13 protein-coding genes and 1 other annotated feature are annotated in these 16,144 nt (G+C 52.1%); of the genes, 11 read left to right on the top strand and 2 right to left on the bottom strand.

The annotated features are described in order from the left end of the window. The first annotated feature begins 78 nt into the window (after positions 1 to 78). The 5 genes from ACTJKB_RS27835 to leuS all read left to right on the top strand — a co-directional run bounded on the left by ACTJKB_RS27835 (position 79) and on the right by leuS (position 6,589). Positions 79 to 1,230 carry a cysteine desulfurase family protein gene (locus tag ACTJKB_RS27835; protein WP_440837565.1) on the top strand — a complete coding sequence of 384 codons (1,152 nt, stop codon included), beginning with the start codon at positions 79 to 81 and terminating at the stop codon, positions 1,228 to 1,230. A gap of 96 nt (positions 1,231 to 1,326) precedes the next feature. Then, positions 1,327 to 1,848: a PRC-barrel domain-containing protein gene (locus ACTJKB_RS27830; RefSeq protein WP_074086289.1), complete on the top strand. Its 522-nt coding sequence runs from the start codon at positions 1,327 to 1,329 to the stop codon at positions 1,846 to 1,848. Positions 1,849 to 1,862: 14 nt separating this feature from the next. Further along, positions 1,863 to 2,072 carry a hypothetical protein gene (locus tag ACTJKB_RS27825; RefSeq protein WP_042179559.1) on the top strand — a complete coding sequence of 70 codons (210 nt, stop codon included), beginning with the start codon at positions 1,863 to 1,865 and terminating at the stop codon, positions 2,070 to 2,072. Between the two features lie 223 nt (positions 2,073 to 2,295). Beyond that, the gene (locus ACTJKB_RS27820) at positions 2,296 to 3,363 is read left to right on the top strand and encodes an AI-2E family transporter (RefSeq protein ID WP_074101927.1); all 1,068 of its coding nucleotides are present in this window, start codon (positions 2,296 to 2,298) and stop codon (positions 3,361 to 3,363) included. Between the two features lie 128 nt (positions 3,364 to 3,491). Continuing rightward, positions 3,492 to 3,757, top strand: a binding site (T-box leader). A 378-nt stretch (positions 3,758 to 4,135) separates the two neighbouring features. Next, the gene (leuS, locus tag ACTJKB_RS27815) at positions 4,136 to 6,589 is read left to right on the top strand and encodes a leucine--tRNA ligase (RefSeq protein WP_440837564.1); all 2,454 of its coding nucleotides are present in this window, start codon (positions 4,136 to 4,138) and stop codon (positions 6,587 to 6,589) included. A 100-nt stretch (positions 6,590 to 6,689) separates the two neighbouring features. Here leuS and comER read toward each other — a convergent pair whose 3' ends face one another. Continuing rightward, complete coding sequence (comER, locus tag ACTJKB_RS27810) at positions 6,690 to 7,538, bottom strand: late competence protein ComER (protein WP_440837563.1); 849 nt, start codon at positions 7,536 to 7,538, stop codon at positions 6,690 to 6,692. Between the two features lie 164 nt (positions 7,539 to 7,702). Between comER and ACTJKB_RS27805 the strand changes: the two genes are divergently transcribed. The 6 genes from ACTJKB_RS27805 (at position 7,703) to ACTJKB_RS27780 (ending at position 15,006) form a co-directional block, all read left to right on the top strand. Beyond that, positions 7,703 to 8,380 (top strand): ComEA family DNA-binding protein, encoded by a 678-nt coding sequence (locus ACTJKB_RS27805; RefSeq protein ID WP_440837562.1) that lies wholly within the window; start codon positions 7,703 to 7,705, stop codon positions 8,378 to 8,380. 158 nt (positions 8,381 to 8,538) lie between these two features. Further along, a complete protein-coding gene (locus ACTJKB_RS27800) occupies positions 8,539 to 9,057 on the top strand; it encodes a deoxycytidylate deaminase (RefSeq protein WP_074086294.1) in 519 nt (172 codons plus the stop codon). Positions 9,058 to 9,223: 166 nt separating this feature from the next. After that, entirely contained in the window at positions 9,224 to 11,905 is a 2,682-nt protein-coding gene (locus ACTJKB_RS27795; protein ID WP_440837561.1) for a ComEC/Rec2 family competence protein, read from the top strand. Positions 11,906 to 12,123: 218 nt separating this feature from the next. Beyond that, positions 12,124 to 12,660, top strand: coding sequence for an RNA polymerase sigma factor (locus ACTJKB_RS27790; protein ID WP_440837560.1), 537 nt, complete (start codon positions 12,124 to 12,126; stop codon positions 12,658 to 12,660). Beyond that, entirely contained in the window at positions 12,657 to 13,823 is a 1,167-nt protein-coding gene (locus tag ACTJKB_RS27785) for a hypothetical protein (RefSeq protein WP_440837559.1), read from the top strand. The genes ACTJKB_RS27790 and ACTJKB_RS27785 overlap by 4 nt, the downstream gene beginning before the upstream one ends. A 157-nt stretch (positions 13,824 to 13,980) precedes the next feature. Beyond that, positions 13,981 to 15,006, top strand: a complete 1,026-nt coding sequence (locus tag ACTJKB_RS27780; protein WP_440837558.1) for a LacI family DNA-binding transcriptional regulator — start codon at positions 13,981 to 13,983, stop codon at positions 15,004 to 15,006. 143 nt (positions 15,007 to 15,149) lie between these two features. Here ACTJKB_RS27780 and ACTJKB_RS27775 read toward each other — a convergent pair whose 3' ends face one another. Continuing rightward, on the bottom strand, positions 15,150 to 16,103 hold the full coding sequence (locus ACTJKB_RS27775) for a sugar kinase (RefSeq protein ID WP_440837557.1): 954 nt from the start codon (positions 16,101 to 16,103) through the stop codon (positions 15,150 to 15,152). Between the last annotated feature and the right edge of the window lie 41 nt (positions 16,104 to 16,144).

Raw genomic sequence — 16,144 nt, 5'->3', positions numbered from 1 at the left:
GTAAAAGACCAGGTTCAGCAGTATAATCGAGTAGTCCTGTATGAAAATCCTGAATAACCAGAAGCGGAGAACATCGTTATGAAACCGATCTATTTGGACCATGCTGCATCAACCCCGGTTCATCCGGAGGTGGCCAAGGTCATGTATAATATGCTGCTTGAGCAATATGGCAATGCGTCCAGTGTGCACACGTACGGACGTTCCGCCAAAAAGATTATCAATGGCGCGCGCGATACCATCGCGGGCTTTTTGGGCTGTGCGCCAGATGAATGGGTGTTCACCAGCGGCGGCACGGAGAGCGATAATCTTGCCCTGTTCGGAGCGGCTGCGGCCTCTGCCCATAAAGGGAAACATATCATTACGACAGCCGTCGAGCATCACGCGGTGCTGCATACCTGCGAAGCGCTGGAGAAGCAGGGCTTCACCATCACGTATCTGCCGGTTGATGCTGCAGGGCGGGTATCTGCTCCTGATGTAGAAGCCGCATTGCGCGAAGATACGGTGCTGATCAGCGTAATGTACGCGAATAATGAAGTAGGAACTGTAGAACCTATACAAGAGATTGGCAGAGTAGCCGCAGCGCACGGGATTCTGTTCCATGTCGATGCTGTACAGGCACTGGGAATGCTACCTATAACTCTACGTGAGCTGCCTGTGGATTATATGAGCTTCAGTGCCCACAAAATAGGCGGTCCCCAAGGGATCGGCGGGTTGTATGTCCGGCGCGGGGCCCCCTTGTATCCGAGACAGCACGGCGGATTGCAGGAACGCGGCAGACGGGCCGGAACCGAAAGTCTGGCGAACTCAGCCGGGTTCTCCAAGGCAGTGGAGCTTGCAGTAACCGGGTTGGAAGAGCGCAGGGATAAGGCACTCATGCTGCGAACAGCACTGCTGGAGGAGCTGGACCGCCGGATCGGGCGGAAGGGCTACGTGATTAACGGAGACAGGCAGGAATTTTTGCCCGGTATACTGAATTTGAGCTTTCCCGGAGCGAGAACCGATGTGCTGCTGATGAACCTTGATATGGAAGGGATTGCTGCCGCGAGCGGTTCGGCCTGCACCTCAGGTTCGCTGGAGATCTCGCATGTGCTGCAGGCAATGAAGCTTCCGGAGGATCTTTTGAATTCTGCGATTCGATTTAGCACAGGTTTGGGTAATACTAGTGAAGAAATGGAGTACGTGGCCCAAAAAGTTGAAACCATCCTGAACCGGCTGCGTAAAAAGGATTAGGCTAAATGTAGCCACGTTGCCGTTACAGTGTTTGAGTGCTCTTCAACCTAAGGGAACCCGTAAGTACACTCAAAGTAAAAGGGGACATCAACAGCCATGAAACTTCAAGAAATGATTGGCTTGGCTGTATACGAGGTTGAAGAAGGTAACGAAATCGGCAAAATTGTCGACGTTTTACTGGATTCAAACTGGAATATAACGGGTATTGAACTGGAAAGTAAAACTTTTTTCTCCAGTCATGTGAAAGTTGTGGCATGGGAAGATATCGTCGCTTATGGCGAGGATGCTGTCATGATCCGCAGTAAAGAGTCGATTGTGAAGGCCGATACTGACCATATACCTTATACATTTCTTTTGGGAAAAAATAAATTAAAGGATCTTCAGGTGCTTACAGCATCCGGAACGATCCTCGGACGCGTATCTGATGTTTATTTTGACCAAAAGTTGGGAAACACAATAGTAGCGCTGGAAATCAGTGACGGGTTAGTAACTGATTTGATCGAAGGCCGCAAATGGCTGCCTTGTTCTGATGGAATGTCCATTGGGGAGAATTCCGTACTGGTTCCCGCGATGAGCGAAGAACGGCTTCAAAAAGCCATTAATATTGTTAACGGATAGGTGGAATGTTTTATATGAAGTGTCCAAACTGCAACTCGAAGGATATCGGCAAGATCGGTTCCCACCAGTTCTATTGCTGGGGCTGCTTCATCGAACTGACGGTCAACGGCGAGAAAATGTCGGTGTATCAGGTTGAAGAAGACGGCACACTCAGCTCGCTTGACGATTTGTTCTCCGGGGAAGAGATTGCCCAGGATTTCCCGCAGATTCATGCGTCTTCCTAAATCAGTGACCGCTGGTTCAGGATCAGAATTACATATTGCCTAATGCGCCCAAAACTCCTTGCAGCAACATGCGGCAGGGGGATTTGGGCGTTTTTTGCGAAGATCACAGAATCTCTAAAGAAAGCTGCCGTAAAGAACAAGAAAACGGCGGTTATTTTGCTGCGGGTATACATATACTTATCTACGAAGCCAGTCCAGAATTACCGCTAGGGAGTGTACATTCATGGAGCAATGGTCCCAAAGTAAATGGTTCCGCCGGATGATCGGAGTACTGCTTGCCCTGATCATATTATATTTCGTGTGGCTCCTCCGTCCGATGCTGATGGGAGTTTTCGTCTTTCTCAAAGCCATCCTTGCGCCGTTCCTGGCAGCTATGATTATCTCGTATGTGCTGAATCCTGTTGTGAGTATGCTCGCCGGGAGAAAAATGCCGCGCAGTGTTGCCGTGCTGCTCATCTATGCCGTATTTCTGACCTCGCTCGCAGTTATTGCCATCAATCTGATTCCGATGTTCATCGAGCAGCTTGAAGAATTGAACGAGCATTTGCCGGAGATGACACTGCATGCACAGGGACTCATGCGTAACATGAATAACAGATTGATTCCGCCTGGTGTCGAGATGGGCATGAACAACTGGTTTTTTCAGCTGGAAAACCGGCTGGCAGCAGGCATTTCCCATTTTCTTGATAACATTGGGTCGACCATTGGCCTGCTGTTCAACGCCTTTATCGTGCCTTTTCTGGTATTCTACATTCTCAAGGATTTCGATGTATTCGAACGGACCGTTGTCGCTTGTCTGCCACGCTCGCGCCGCAAGTCTATGGTCAAGCTGCTTAAGGATATTGATGATGCGCTCGGTAACTATATCCGTGGGCAGTTTCTAGTTTGTCTGATAATCGGGGTACTGGCCTACATCGGCTATGCGATTATCGGCATGCCTTATGCATTGCTGTTTGCCTGTGTGGTGGCTGTGTTCAACATCGTTCCGTATATGGGGCCTTTTCTGGGTGCAGCACCCGCCATAGTAATGGCTTCGACCCTCTCGCTTCGCCTTGTACTGCTCGTTGCTGTGGTTAACACCTTGTGCCAGATGCTGGAGAGCAACGTCATTTCGCCGCAGGTGGTGGGACGACGGCTGCATTTGCATCCGTTGCTGATTATTTTTGCACTGCTGGTGGGTGGAGAAGTGGCCGGAATGATCGGTCTGATCCTGGCTGTACCGGTTTTTGCGGCCGGCAAAGTAGTGATTCAGCATTTTCTCGCGTATTATATACGGCGTAAGCCGGTGTAAGCCGATTTATGAGGGCGTATCGCTCATAGATTGCTGATTCTGTACAGCCGCAAGCGGAAATCATTGACTCTAACTGCTTCTTTTGTATATAATGTGGGGAACATTACTGATTAATAATCAGTAAGCATAGCAGTGCGATGAAGAGGAGTATTAATTCGTGAGACCGTTATTGCAGAGAGCCGGCGCAGGGTGCGAGCCGGTTAACGGAGAAGAATGAACTCACCTCGGAGTAACGGTGTTAAGCCGCAGGGTCCGCAAGCAGATGCTTGAAGCCCACGTCTGAAGCGTCGTCGATTCACCCCCGATACCGGGTGTCAAAGTGAGTGGCAGGATAAAGTATATCCAGCCGCTAACTAGGGTGGTACCACGGGAATTCAAACCTCTCGTCCCTAGCGATAATACGCTAGGGATGGGAGGTTTTTTTGCGGTATTGGGGCCATATCCAGCGGAACAGCGAATTCTGAGCTGATTCTTGGACTTTACTGCCCGCAGGCAAAACGGGTGGATTTAAAAAGTTACAGGGAAACGGAACGGAGAAAAATTTTGGAGCTGTAGAAACAAAGTGTTCGCCTGAAAGCTTTCCCAAGGAAAGCTCACATCGGAAGCATGTGCTATTCTCGGATTTCTACCGCATAGAGCGGTTCAAATCAAGAAATCAGAGAATAACAGCGATCGGAAGCCCAAAACTTTTTTGCAGTATAGTTTTATTCCCTGAATTCTTTTAAAAGAGGCAGTTTAACTAAGTAAACAACACTCCAAGGAGGAGCATACAATGAGCGACAACAAAGCAGCAAGTACAACAGCCCCCACAGGCTACCGTGCCCAGGTGATTGAGCCGAAATGGCAGAAGTTCTGGGATGAGAACAAGACGTTCAAGACAGGTGAAGAGGTTAACAAGCCAAAATTCTACGCATTGGATATGTTCCCGTATCCTTCAGGCGCAGGGCTGCACGTAGGCCACCCGGAAGGCTACACGGCGACAGACATTGTCTCCCGCTACAAACGGATGCGTGGCTACAATGTGCTGCACCCGATGGGCTGGGATGCCTTCGGACTTCCGGCAGAGCAGTATGCGATGGATACCGGACAGCATCCACGCGAGATAACGGTGAAGAACATTGATAATTTCCGCCGGCAGATCAAATCGCTGGGCTTCTCCTATGATTGGGACCGCGAGATCAGCACAACCGATCCGGAGTATTACAAATGGACACAGTGGATATTTATTCAGCTATACAACCGCGGCTTGGCCTATGTGGCAGAGGTGTCGGTCAACTGGTGTGAAGCACTGGGAACGGTTCTGGCAAACGAAGAAGTTATCGACGGAAAAAGCGAGCGCGGCGGCCATCCTGTGGTCCGCAGACCGATGCGCCAGTGGATTCTGAAAATTACGGAGTACGCTGAACGCCTGCTTGAGGATCTGGAAGAGCTGGACTGGGAAGAAAGCATCAAGGATATGCAGCGAAACTGGATTGGCAAGTCGACGGGTGCAGAAGTGATTTTTGCTATTGAAGGTCATGATGCCAGCCTGGAGGTATTCACGACCCGCCCGGATACTTTGTTCGGAGCAAGCTACTGTGTACTGGCACCGGAGCATAAGCTGGTTGATCTTATTACGACAGAAGAGCAGAAGGCAGCTGTATCGGAATACCGCGACAAGGCTTCACGCAAGAGCGACCTTGAGCGTACCGATCTGGCTAAAGAGAAATCCGGTGTCTTTACGGGTGCCTACGCCGTCAATCCGGTGAATGGTGCACAGGTGCCGGTTTGGATCGCCGATTATGTGCTTGCCGGGTATGGAACGGGAGCCATTATGGCGGTGCCGGGACATGATACACGCGACTGGGAATTCGCCAAGCAGTTTGGTCTGAAGATCATTGAAGTGGTACAGGGCGGAAATGTCGGAGAAGAGGCCTACAGCGGCGACGGACCCCATGTGAATTCGGACTTCCTGAATGGTCTGGACAATAAAGAAGCGATTGCGAAGATGATTGCCTGGCTCGAAGAAAAAGGCAGCGGCAAAGGGAAAGTGACCTACCGCCTGCGCGACTGGCTGTTCAGCCGCCAACGCTATTGGGGCGAGCCGATTCCGATTCTGCACCTGGAAGACGGCACGATGAAGACGGTCCCTGTAGATGAGCTGCCGCTGTTGCTGCCGGAAGTGGATTCCATCCGCCCATCAGGCACAGGAGAATCCCCGCTGGCCAATGTGACGGAGTGGGTCGAAACGATGGATCCGGAGACCGGCATGAAGGCGCGCCGCGAGACGAACACCATGCCGCAATGGGCCGGCAGCTGCTGGTACTACCTGCGTTATATTGATCCGCGTAATGACAAGGAGCTGTGTTCACCGGAGAAGCAGAAGGAATGGCTGCCTGTTGACCTGTACATCGGCGGAGCCGAGCATGCGGTACTGCATCTGCTGTACGCACGCTTTTGGCATAAGGTTCTGTACGACATCGGTGTAGTGGATACGAAGGAACCGTTCCATAAGCTGGTGAATCAAGGCATGATCCTGGGGAATAACAATGAGAAGATGAGCAAGTCGCGCGGCAATGTCATTAACCCGGATGAAATTGTAGAGGCTTTTGGAGCGGATACACTGCGTGTCTATGAGATGTTCATGGGGCCGCTGGAAGCGACGAAGCCATGGAATGAAAAAGGTGTCGAAGGCATTCACCGCTTCCTCTCCCGCGTATGGCGCCTGTTCGTGAATGAGGACGGCAGCATCAGCGCAAAAATTACCCCGGATGGCGGTACCGACGAGTTCAAACGGACCTGGCACAAGACACTCAAGAAGGTCACGGAGGACTTCGAGCACCTGCGCTTCAATACAGCGATCAGCCAGCTGATGATTTTCATCAACGACGCTTACAAGCAGGAGACCTTGTCCTCTGAAGCAGCAGAACATTTCGTACAGATGCTGTCGCCACTCGCACCACATATTGCGGAGGAGCTGTGGCAGCTGCTCGGTCATGAAGGCAGCATCAGCTATGTGGCTTGGCCGGCTTATGATGAAGCGTTGACTGTAGATGCCGAAGTGGAAATCGTTGTTCAGGTAAATGGTAAAATCGTACAGCGCGCACTGATCCCGCAGGATATGGGTCAGGAAGATATGCAGAACCATGCGCTGTCGCTTCCGAATGTGAAGGCAGCCATCGAGGGCAAAACCGTACGCAAGATCATCGCGGTTCCCGGCAAACTGGTCAATATAGTAGTGGGTTAAGCGAAGAACGCAATTCTGCCCGCAGCAACGGAGTAATCCGTGCTGCGGGCTTTCTTGGTTTTGGCAGCCAGGGTGCCGGATATATACCGGTGGAGGGATTCTAACGGTCGAGCGGATCCTGAACGATTCCACCCAGACCGAATAAGGCGTCCAGCTTTTCGACATCTTCATCGAATTTATCATGTGTGGTGAGGATTAGCTGCTCAAAAACCCCTTCCAGACTGGTCCGCAAATGGTTAAGTGCTTCCGCGGTAATGCCGCCGCGCACGGCGACCCGCTCCTGCAGCTCCTGTGGAGTGAAATTACTTTCGGTCAGCAGTTTGCCTGTGCCTAGCAGCATTTCACCAGCTAGCCGGCCAAGCAGGACCTCATCTATACCTGTGGCCTCAACAGCGGCTTCAATCCACCGCTCAAGAAAAAAACTGATGAACGCGGGACCGCAGCTGGAGAAATCTGAGGCGATCCGGGTATGCCTTTCTTGAATTTCCAGTGGAACCCCTATGAAAGACAGCAGCTCCAGCAGCAGGAGCCGATCTTGTTTAGTAAGCCTGCTGCCGAATATGCAAAGTGAAGTTCCGCTTTTGGCACAGTGGGTGATGCTGGGAATGATTTTGGCTATTTTGGACGGCAGCGCGGATTCCAGATGGTATAGCATCACTGGGCTGGTGATGGATACAACAATCTGTTCGCTCCGCAAGGAAGAAAAGATTTCATCGATCAGGGATTTGAATTCCAGCGGTTTAACACAGAGGAAGACGATATCGCTTCCGTCCGCAGTTTCCCTGTTGCTGCCGATGGTGATGTCCGGATGGCGTTTTTGAAGCTGCAGAAGCCTGTTCGGGCTGCGGTTGCTGGCCAGCACATCACATGGCTCAAGCGCACCCGAAGACAGGAAGGCGTCTATAAGCAGACTGCCCATGCTGCCCGTTCCGATAAATCCCACCTTCATCTAGGGTACCCTCCTTTCGGTATGGCTATGGCCTTGCAGGAATACTCTTCGTTAAATGTATGCGCAGGAGTCTTGGACAAATGACAGGTTTCAACTACATTTTTGAAAATATACGGGCGGATAGATTTTTACCATAAATTATATTTTTCAGAGGAGGACAGGATATGAATAAAAAAGGAATAGCTTCGGTATTCGCTGCTGCACTGCTTGGCGGCGGATTGGTATGGGCGGCGGACCGGGAAGAGAATAAGGGCATCGGCGGCTGGGAGACGCTGAATGCCAGTATGGCGCAGGCGCTGGGCACAGCGGACGAGCCGGGAACAGCAGTGGCCGCGGGGGGGAAAGATGAGAAGGGCATTGGTAATCAAACGGATGAACAGAAAAAGGGTGATAGAGCAGATGCCGTGGTAACAGGCGATGTGGCTGGAGGTACGGTGACAGGAGGAAGGCCAGTGGCAGGGGACAATGTGGCAGAATCAACTGGAACCGCAGGGGGTGGAGCTGCGGGCGCATCTGATATTGAAAGCAACGCGGGTACCGCAGGGTCCAGCGGAACAGCAACAACAGGGAACGGCGCAGCAGCCACAGCAGTTGCAAGCGAAGCAGAGGCTTCGGGGAGCGAAGTGTCTTCAGGGCAGGCTTCGGCAGAAGGCAAAATAAACGTTAACACAGCAGATGCTGCTGCCCTAATGAATCTGCCTGGCATTGGGGAGAAGAAGGCGCAGGCGATTATAGACTACCGCAGCAGCAAGGGAGCTTTTCGCAGCTTAGCGGATTTGGGCGGGGTGAAGGGCATCGGGCCGAAGATGCTGGAAAAGCTGAAACCGCTAGTAGGTTTTTAAGCTAGACGGCGCAGCTATTGCAGGTCTGATATTCATTAAGCAGACTGTTATAATAAAAGCGGAAGGGACAGGTTTTTCCGTATCCGATGTCCTAGTGAAAAACCGCCGCTATATGCTACAATAATGAACAACTATCAAAGAGAAAGTAGAGATAACTAATGACTGTAGCCTACCGCAAAAATTGGGATACTTACTTCATGGATATTGCCTGCATGGTCTCCACACGTTCGCGTTGCTCCCGCCGCCATGTCGGTGCGGTACTGGTACAGGGCAAGAAGCTGCTGGGCACGGCCTATAATGGCGCCCCAATGGGTGTGCCGGATTGCTCAGAAGCAGGCTGCATGGTCTCGGAGCAATATGAACGTGAAGTGGTGAATGGTGTGGAGACGATGGTGATGAAGCAGCGCTGCATCCGCACCATTCACGCCGAGCAGAACCTGCTGCTGTTCACAGACCGGAGCGACCGGGAGGGCAGCACTGTCTATGTCACGGACGAACCCTGCTGGACCTGTGCCAATATGCTGGCCAACAGCGGAATTGTAGAGATTGTCTATCTGCGTCCTTACCGCAAAGATATGGAGAAGGTGGAGGCCATGCTGGGCTCCAAAGGCATCATCTTCCGGCAATTGGAGAATTATGAGCCGCCAAAGGAAACGATGATCACCGTATCGGAATAACAGGCAAGCGGCGGTAACCGAACTAAGGATAAGTATCAGGGGAAGAACCTCTGTACACGCGATTTTTGCGTATGCAGGGGTTCTTTTTTGTTGAATCCGCACCTAAGAGTCACAGCTCGCTTACGGCTATGAGAAATACAACATACAAGTACGAGGAGGAATATGGATGAAAAAAAGGCCGCTGTTAAGCTTTGCGGTGTGCTGGGTCGTGGGGAATGCGGCGGGCTGCCTGTTCTCCGGAAATGAGCTGCTGATCTACACAGCGGGTTGTCTGCTGCTGCTTGCAATCTGTGCTGTCAGCGGGAGAAGCGGGTGGAAAACCGCTGCATTGCTAGGGCTGTCACTGGTTACGGCAGCCCTGTACTGGGAATGGAACGAAGGAAGAAATGTCAGCCTGCTTCCGGTTGCATGGGGTCAATCCATGGTGGAGCTGAATGAGTCCTTTGTAACTGCGGGAGGCGTAATCGTCTCCCCCGTGGAGCGGGATGGGGACCGCGTAAGCTTTACAGTGAAGCTGGCACGGATGGGGCTAAGCGGAACCAGCAAACAAGTCGATGCGCAGAATCAGCGAGTGGACCGGGACCCAGGAGCAGGTGCGGCAGGCGAACGGATCGCTGTGCAAATCAAGCTTCAGGCTGAACCGGAGATCGCTGTGGCTGCCAAATGGAAGAGGGGAGATAGGGTAGTCATTCAGGGAGAGCTGGAGCAGCCTGGAGAGGCGCGGAATTTCGGTGGTTTTGATTACCGCTCATATTTACTGACGCAGAGAATTCACTGGCTTCTTAAGGGGGAAGGTACGGCAAGTGTACAGGCTACTTCCCCTGCCTCCTGGCATCCCGCCAGCATTCTACGCTGGAACGATAATGTACGGGCTGCTCTTGGAGCAGAGATGGACCGCTTGTTTCAGGAGCCGCATGCAGGATACATGAAAGGCCTGGTCCTGGGCATACAGGACGATTTAGATGAAGAAACGTTCAAACAGTTCTCGCAGCTGGGCCTAACGCATATTCTGGCGATCTCAGGGATGCATGTCGCGGTGTACGTCGGCGTGATTTTGTTCATCCTTAGACGCTGCCGCCTTACCAGGGAAACAGCCTTCACAGTCACTCTGTTACTAGTGCCTGTGTATGTGCTGTTGTCCGGCGCCGGGCCATCCATTGTACGGGCCGGCATCATGAGTATGATTGCCCTGCTCGCTGCCCGGTTCGGCATGCTGAAGGACGGGATGAATATTCTCGCAGCAGCGGCGCTGATCATGCTGGTCTGGAATCCGTATTTGCTGCTTAGCGTAAGCTTCCAGCTGTCTTTTCTCGTGACGGCGGGACTCATGATCTATGTTCCTCTTGTGAACCCGCTGCTGCACAGGCTGCCCCGCTGGCTGGGTGGTGCCGTATCGGTTACACTGATTGCACAGCTGGTGTCTTTTCCGCTGACCATCTACTACTTCAACCAGTTTTCATTGCTCTCCTTCGCCGCTAATTTGGTGTTTGTCCCTTTTATTACGTTTCTGGTGCTGCCGCTGGGAACACTTGCGCTGCTGCTTAGCCGGCTCTGGGATACGGCTGCCTGTATAACCGCGCATGTTGCGGAACTGCTGAATGATGCTACATTTCGCGCTGTGGAGTGGACAAATGGATGGTCCGGGGGTGTAACGATCTGGAGTTCTCCTTCTTTGCTGTGGATGGGTATGTATTATGGTCTCCTCTATGGGGTGCTCTACACCATGCAGCGGCGTACAGAAGCGCGGCTGGCTCCACAGGCCATGGAGGATGAAACGAAGCCGCTGGCGGAGCTGGATCAACCGGCTGATGGCAAAGGAATAAGGCGTGCAGGGATATGGAACGGAGCCGGGAGTAATGCGGTGCAACTGCACTTTCAGATGCCGGACTCCTTGCGTTGGAGTGGAAGGGCTATCCTAATCGGTATAGCTGCAATGGTTCTGCTGTTGTATAGGGGCTATCATTCGGAGCACTTGGGCGGTGCCGGACGGGTGAGTTATCTGGATGTTGGACAGGGCGACAGTATTTTGATCACCACCCCAGGAGGAGCCCATATTTTGGTGGATGGCGGTGGCACTGTCAGCTTTGGCAAAAAGGAAGCATGGCGCATCCGCCGAAGCCCGTTCGAGGTCGGAGCCAAGACGCTGCTGCCTTTACTGAAGCAACGGGGTATCCACCGGCTAGATGCCGTCATCTTGACCCATGGGGACCAGGACCATGCCGGGGGGCTGCAGGCTGTGCTGGAGGGAATGCCTGTCTCTTCGCTACTGTTCAATAGAACCCTAGCCAAGGGAGAGTCTTATAGCAAGCTAATGAATACAGCGCTTGCGGCAGGAGCCAAGCTGTATCCGGTGCAGCAGGGGCAGGTACTTGCTCCGGATGACAAGACGGAGCTGATGTTCCTCTGGCCGGACCCGCACAAGGCAGGGGAGGCCGTGCTTCCGGAGGTGGAGGAACAGAATCACGAATCCGTCGCCTTCCGGCTGCAGATGAACGGCCGGAGTTTTCTTTTTACAGGGGATATGGATAAGGCTGCGGAGGATGCAATTCTGCTTGGCGGTACAGAGGCCGGGATCAGAAGCAGCGGCCCGATTGATGTGCTGAAGGTAGCTCATCATGGCAGCAAAACAGCAACGGGCACTGCCTGGCTGAACTTCTGGAAACCCGGTGCAGCTGTAATTTCCGCAGGAGTTAATAATCTCTATGGACATCCGAATGGCGATGTGTTGAAGCGTCTGGCTGACAGCAGCACCGCTGTGTACCGGACCGATCTGCAGGGTGAGATCCAGATGGAGGTCCGGCCGGGGGGGATCACTGTACGTCATAAGCTGGAGCCGGAGACTCCTTGATATCACTCACATTAACGACATCAATGAGAATTTCGCCTTTTTACACCTTATAGAATCCGTGATTAGAAGGATGATCTTGGTTTTGCCAGCAGAGGGTTCTCCGGTAAGATCCGCAGTCTGCCCTTTTTCAATCACAATAAATATTTTGTCAATTATTCCTGGAACCGGAGGGAACCATTTGCAGCCTGAAGAGTCTTATTAGGCGAGAGGTGAGAGAGATGCAGAGCAAAGAATTGCCCTATGCCGTGGCCTATGCGCCAACCATGACGCTGCGTGAAATGATGGAGACCTACGGGTCCGATGTGTGGCATTATGCTTTTTTTCTGACCCGCAGCCGGGAACAGGCAAATGATATCAGCCAGGAGGTGTTTCTGAAGGCGTACAAGGGGATCGGCAAGTACCGCGGTCAATCTACGATAAAAACCTGGTTGCTGACAATTACACGCAATACAGCGTTCAGCTTCAGACGGAACAGCTTCTGGCACAGATTCAGTCCGCTTGGAGACCGGCAAGGCCCCGGGCAGGCATCTTCCGCAGAAAAAGAAGCCATCGGCAACCAGGTGGTCAGCCGGATCTGGGAGATCATCCTGGCGCTGCCGGATAAGCACCGGGAGGTGCTGGTCCTGGATATCCAGCAGGACTTGTCTGTGGCGGAGATGTCAGCTCTGCTCGGTGTGGCTCAGGGGACGGTCAAATCCAGACTGGCCCGGGCCAGGGATAAAGTGAGAGCGGCGATGAAGGAGGAGGACTTATGAGATCAGGAGATGAAGAGAAAGACAATGTGGTAATGACTGGAGCAAAAGACTGGTATGCCAAGGCTGGCCGAAGCCCTTTTGCAGAGGATGGCTTTACCCCGGAGTTGATGGCCCGGATAGAAGCAGCTGCAGGCAGTAAGGGGGCATCAAAGTCTAAATTCCGTTCATTCAAAAGCCTCGGCCTCACCTGCCTGGCCGCTCTCATGGTGTTCGGTGTTCTGATCTGGCCGCCGGGTGGCAAGGGAAATGTTGCCGGGCAGCTGTCCTCGCTCTGGAAGAAGACCACAGGCGCGGTGGTTCAGCCTACACCTTCTCCATCGGCGCCCTCACAAGGATTAGGATTGTACATGAGCTCCGCAGAGTTTGAAATCGGCGGATTGAAGTATTATATGCCTATGCCTCTGGACAGAAATAAGTCGCGGGCAATTGCTGTTGAAACATCCGCAGGGATTGTATGGTCACCTCCACCGCCAATGGTAGATTACATGAAGCCGAAATTTACACATAACACAGAACCATACACCCTGTATTTGACCCCCAAAGGACATTCGGAGTTGTCAGCCGCTTCAGCTAAAAGAATATATACTTTTCCGCTGTATGCAGGAGGGGCACAAACCTATTTTGATTTAGGTTACATCTATGGCGCCGGAGATTATCTTCTGTTTTCCCACAACACTTATACGCTGGGCGCAGATCGGATGCCTAACACAGGCAAGCTTTCCGTTATAGATCTCAGAAAGGCTGAAGCAGGGGAAGTAATCGTTCCCAGAGAGCTCTTATCGTTTGATTCATCTTTTACTTTATCCTTATACTATTCCTTCATGGCTACTGATCCGGACAGAGAGGAAGTGCTACTGGTCAATTATACTAAGGATGGAAAAGGTGGATATACACAGCACAGCAAGCTGCTGGACATAGCAACCGGGAAGTCACAGGTGCTCACAGGAACCATTACGACGGAGAAGAAAGAACGGCCTGCAAAGACTCATTATGGCACAATTGCGATTGATACCAAAGAGGATTATTTCGTGGCCCATTATGAAGTAAAGGGGGAGGCGCGTACGGTAGAGATCAATATACGGAGCGGCCAGCAGTGGTATTATGATTGGGTGTATGAAGAATACGGCCAAAAGATCGAGCCTTCTGCAACGCCTAGTAAATAGGTCTTCCGCAATTATTAATAATGATTACTAGATAATTTACTAAAAAAAAGCTATACTTTCTGAGTGAGTTCGGAAAGTATGGCTTTTCTGCGTGAATTCGCTCTCGCCGAGCGGTTTGGGAAATCCGGTATTTTCTATATAGAGTGGAGCGGAAAATATGAAGAAGCTGACGATTGAAGATGTTGCCCAGAAGGCGGGAGTATCCAAAAGCACGGTCTCGCAATTTCTAAATAAACGGTTCAAATATATGAGCGAAGCGACCAAAAACCGTATTGCCGATGTAATCGAGGAGCTGAATTATCAGCCTAACGGGCTAGCCCGAAGCCTGAAGCAGAACCGCACGCATATGGTTGGAATTATTGTGGCGAATCTCGATTATTCGCTGTCGATCCAGTGCATCCGGGCGATCGAGAATGAACTGCAGCGCCATGGCATCCAGGTAATTATTTGTAATAGTGATGAGAATGCGGATAAAGAAAATACACATGTAGAGGCGCTTGTGGCCCGCCAGGTGGATGGATTGATTATTTTTCCGACCGGAGATCATCCCTCTCCCTATACCCGGTTGATCGAAGCGGAATATCCGCTTGTATTCATGGACCGGCTGGTAGAAGGGATCACGACCCAGAGCCTGCTGCTCGACAACGAAATGGCCGTCAAAACTGCCATCAAAGAGCTAACCGGGAAGGGTCATGAGAATATCGCTATCTTGTCGCTCCCGCTTGGAGAGCATGCGATTACCCCGCGTAAGGAGCGGATGAGCGGCTACAGAAAGGCCATGGAGGAGGCGGGCCTCAGGATGAATGATGAGTACGTGCGCAGTGTGCCAAGAGAAGCCATTGCTTCCGCGCTGGATGAACTGTTAAGCCTGCCGCAGCCGCCGACGGCCCTGCTCGCAGCCAACGATCTGGTGCTGGGGGAAATCCTGAAATATGCGAACCGCCACTCCATTGCAATCCCCGGCCAATTGTCAGTGATTGGGATTGATGATGCTGAATTTGCCCGGATCTACAACCCGGCTATCACAACCATCCGGCAGCCTGCCTACGAGATGGGAATGCAAGCCGCCAAAATCATGCTTTCACTGATCGAGGATCAGGGGGACGCCATGCCGATCACGTACAGGTTCCCTCCAGCGCTGCAGCTGGGGCAATCCGTACAGGCTCCAACACCAACCAAGTAAAACGGTTTGTTCATAAGCTTTGGCTCCGCCTAGCAAAAAGCCCTCCACCGTCTGGTAAAGACAGTGGAGGGCTTTTATAATATGATCTGTTTCTAGGGATGGGTGTGCATATAGAGTGCAGCACTTGTTTGGAAGCAGCCTGCTTACACGCCTGCCTTCATAAACTTTTCCAGCCCGTCGCGGGTAGGCAGTCCATCCATGTCTCCGGGAGACATCACGGCGAGTGCGCCAATAGCATTGCCGCGTTTCACGGCTTCGGCTACGGTCAGCTGTTCCAGCATGGCGCTGATTACGCCGACTGCGAAGCCGTCTCCGGCGCCTACAGTATCAACAACTGTTTCTACCTTGAAGCCGTCAACATATCCTTCTTCACCGGCAGCCGTTTTGTAATAAGCGCCTTCAGGACCGAGCTTGATAACCACCAGCGATACACCGCGCTCCAGGTAATAGCCGGCAATTTCTTCTGGAGTCTCAAGGCCCGTAAGGGTTTTGCCTTCGCTGAGCCCTGGCAGGAACCAGTCGCAGCGTGTGGCCAGATCATTAATGGTGTTCACCATGGTTTCTTTGTCCGGCCAGAGGGTAGGGCGCAGATTCGGATCAAGGGAGACGGTTTTTCCGCTCTTCTTCATAAATTCCATGGCATGCACCGAGAATTCATGGCAGGTCTTCGACAATGCCGAAGAGATGCTTGTAACGTGCAAATGCCCTGCGGAAGCGAAATACGCCTCATCGAAATCGGCCAGACTCAGCTTGGAGGCCGCGGAATTTTTGCGGAAATATTCAACCTTGGGATCTCCGGTCAGCACCTTGGATTTGATCAGCATGCCGGTCGGGGATTCTTTGGTGTACGTGATGCTGCCGGTATCAATCTGCTCTTTGTTCAGCGCACCAACTATAAATTGGCCGAAGTTGTCTTCGCCAAGTTTCGTTACATACCCGGTTTTGTGCTCAAGACGTGATAATCCGGTAGCCACATTGCTCTCTGCACCGGCCAGAGCTTTGGAAAAAGAAGTAACCTCGTGCAGCGGGCCCACCTCATTGGCATAAAACATAGCCATCGGCTCTCCGAATGTAACTGCATCCAGCTGTTTGCTCATGAATAGTTCCTCCTCGGGGAAGCTTACAACCCCTGTATAAA

Source organism: Paenibacillus sp. 22594, assembly GCF_052044425.1.
Lineage (GTDB): Bacteria > Bacillota > Bacilli > Paenibacillales > Paenibacillaceae > Paenibacillus_AQ.
This window is presented reverse-complemented; position numbering and strand designations above follow the sequence as displayed.

Bases quoted from the DNA above. Each gene is read 5' to 3' on its own strand.
- ACTJKB_RS27835 (WP_440837565.1), top strand. From the start codon at position 79: ATGAAACCGATCTATTTGGACCATGCTGCATCAACCCCGGTTCATCCG.
- ACTJKB_RS27830 (WP_074086289.1), top strand. From the start codon at position 1,327: ATGAAACTTCAAGAAATGATTGGCTTGGCTGTATACGAGGTTGAAGAA.
- ACTJKB_RS27825 (WP_042179559.1), top strand. From the start codon at position 1,863: ATGAAGTGTCCAAACTGCAACTCGAAGGATATCGGCAAGATCGGTTCC.
- ACTJKB_RS27820 (WP_074101927.1), top strand. From the start codon at position 2,296: ATGGAGCAATGGTCCCAAAGTAAATGGTTCCGCCGGATGATCGGAGTA.
- leuS (WP_440837564.1), top strand. From the start codon at position 4,136: ATGAGCGACAACAAAGCAGCAAGTACAACAGCCCCCACAGGCTACCGT.
- comER (WP_440837563.1), bottom strand. From the start codon at position 7,538: ATGAAGGTGGGATTTATCGGAACGGGCAGCATGGGCAGTCTGCTTATA.
- ACTJKB_RS27805 (WP_440837562.1), top strand. From the start codon at position 7,703: ATGAATAAAAAAGGAATAGCTTCGGTATTCGCTGCTGCACTGCTTGGC.
- ACTJKB_RS27800 (WP_074086294.1), top strand. From the start codon at position 8,539: ATGACTGTAGCCTACCGCAAAAATTGGGATACTTACTTCATGGATATT.
- ACTJKB_RS27795 (WP_440837561.1), top strand. From the start codon at position 9,224: ATGAAAAAAAGGCCGCTGTTAAGCTTTGCGGTGTGCTGGGTCGTGGGG.
- ACTJKB_RS27790 (WP_440837560.1), top strand. From the start codon at position 12,124: ATGCAGAGCAAAGAATTGCCCTATGCCGTGGCCTATGCGCCAACCATG.
- ACTJKB_RS27785 (WP_440837559.1), top strand. From the start codon at position 12,657: ATGAGATCAGGAGATGAAGAGAAAGACAATGTGGTAATGACTGGAGCA.
- ACTJKB_RS27780 (WP_440837558.1), top strand. From the start codon at position 13,981: ATGAAGAAGCTGACGATTGAAGATGTTGCCCAGAAGGCGGGAGTATCC.
- ACTJKB_RS27775 (WP_440837557.1), bottom strand. From the start codon at position 16,103: ATGAGCAAACAGCTGGATGCAGTTACATTCGGAGAGCCGATGGCTATG.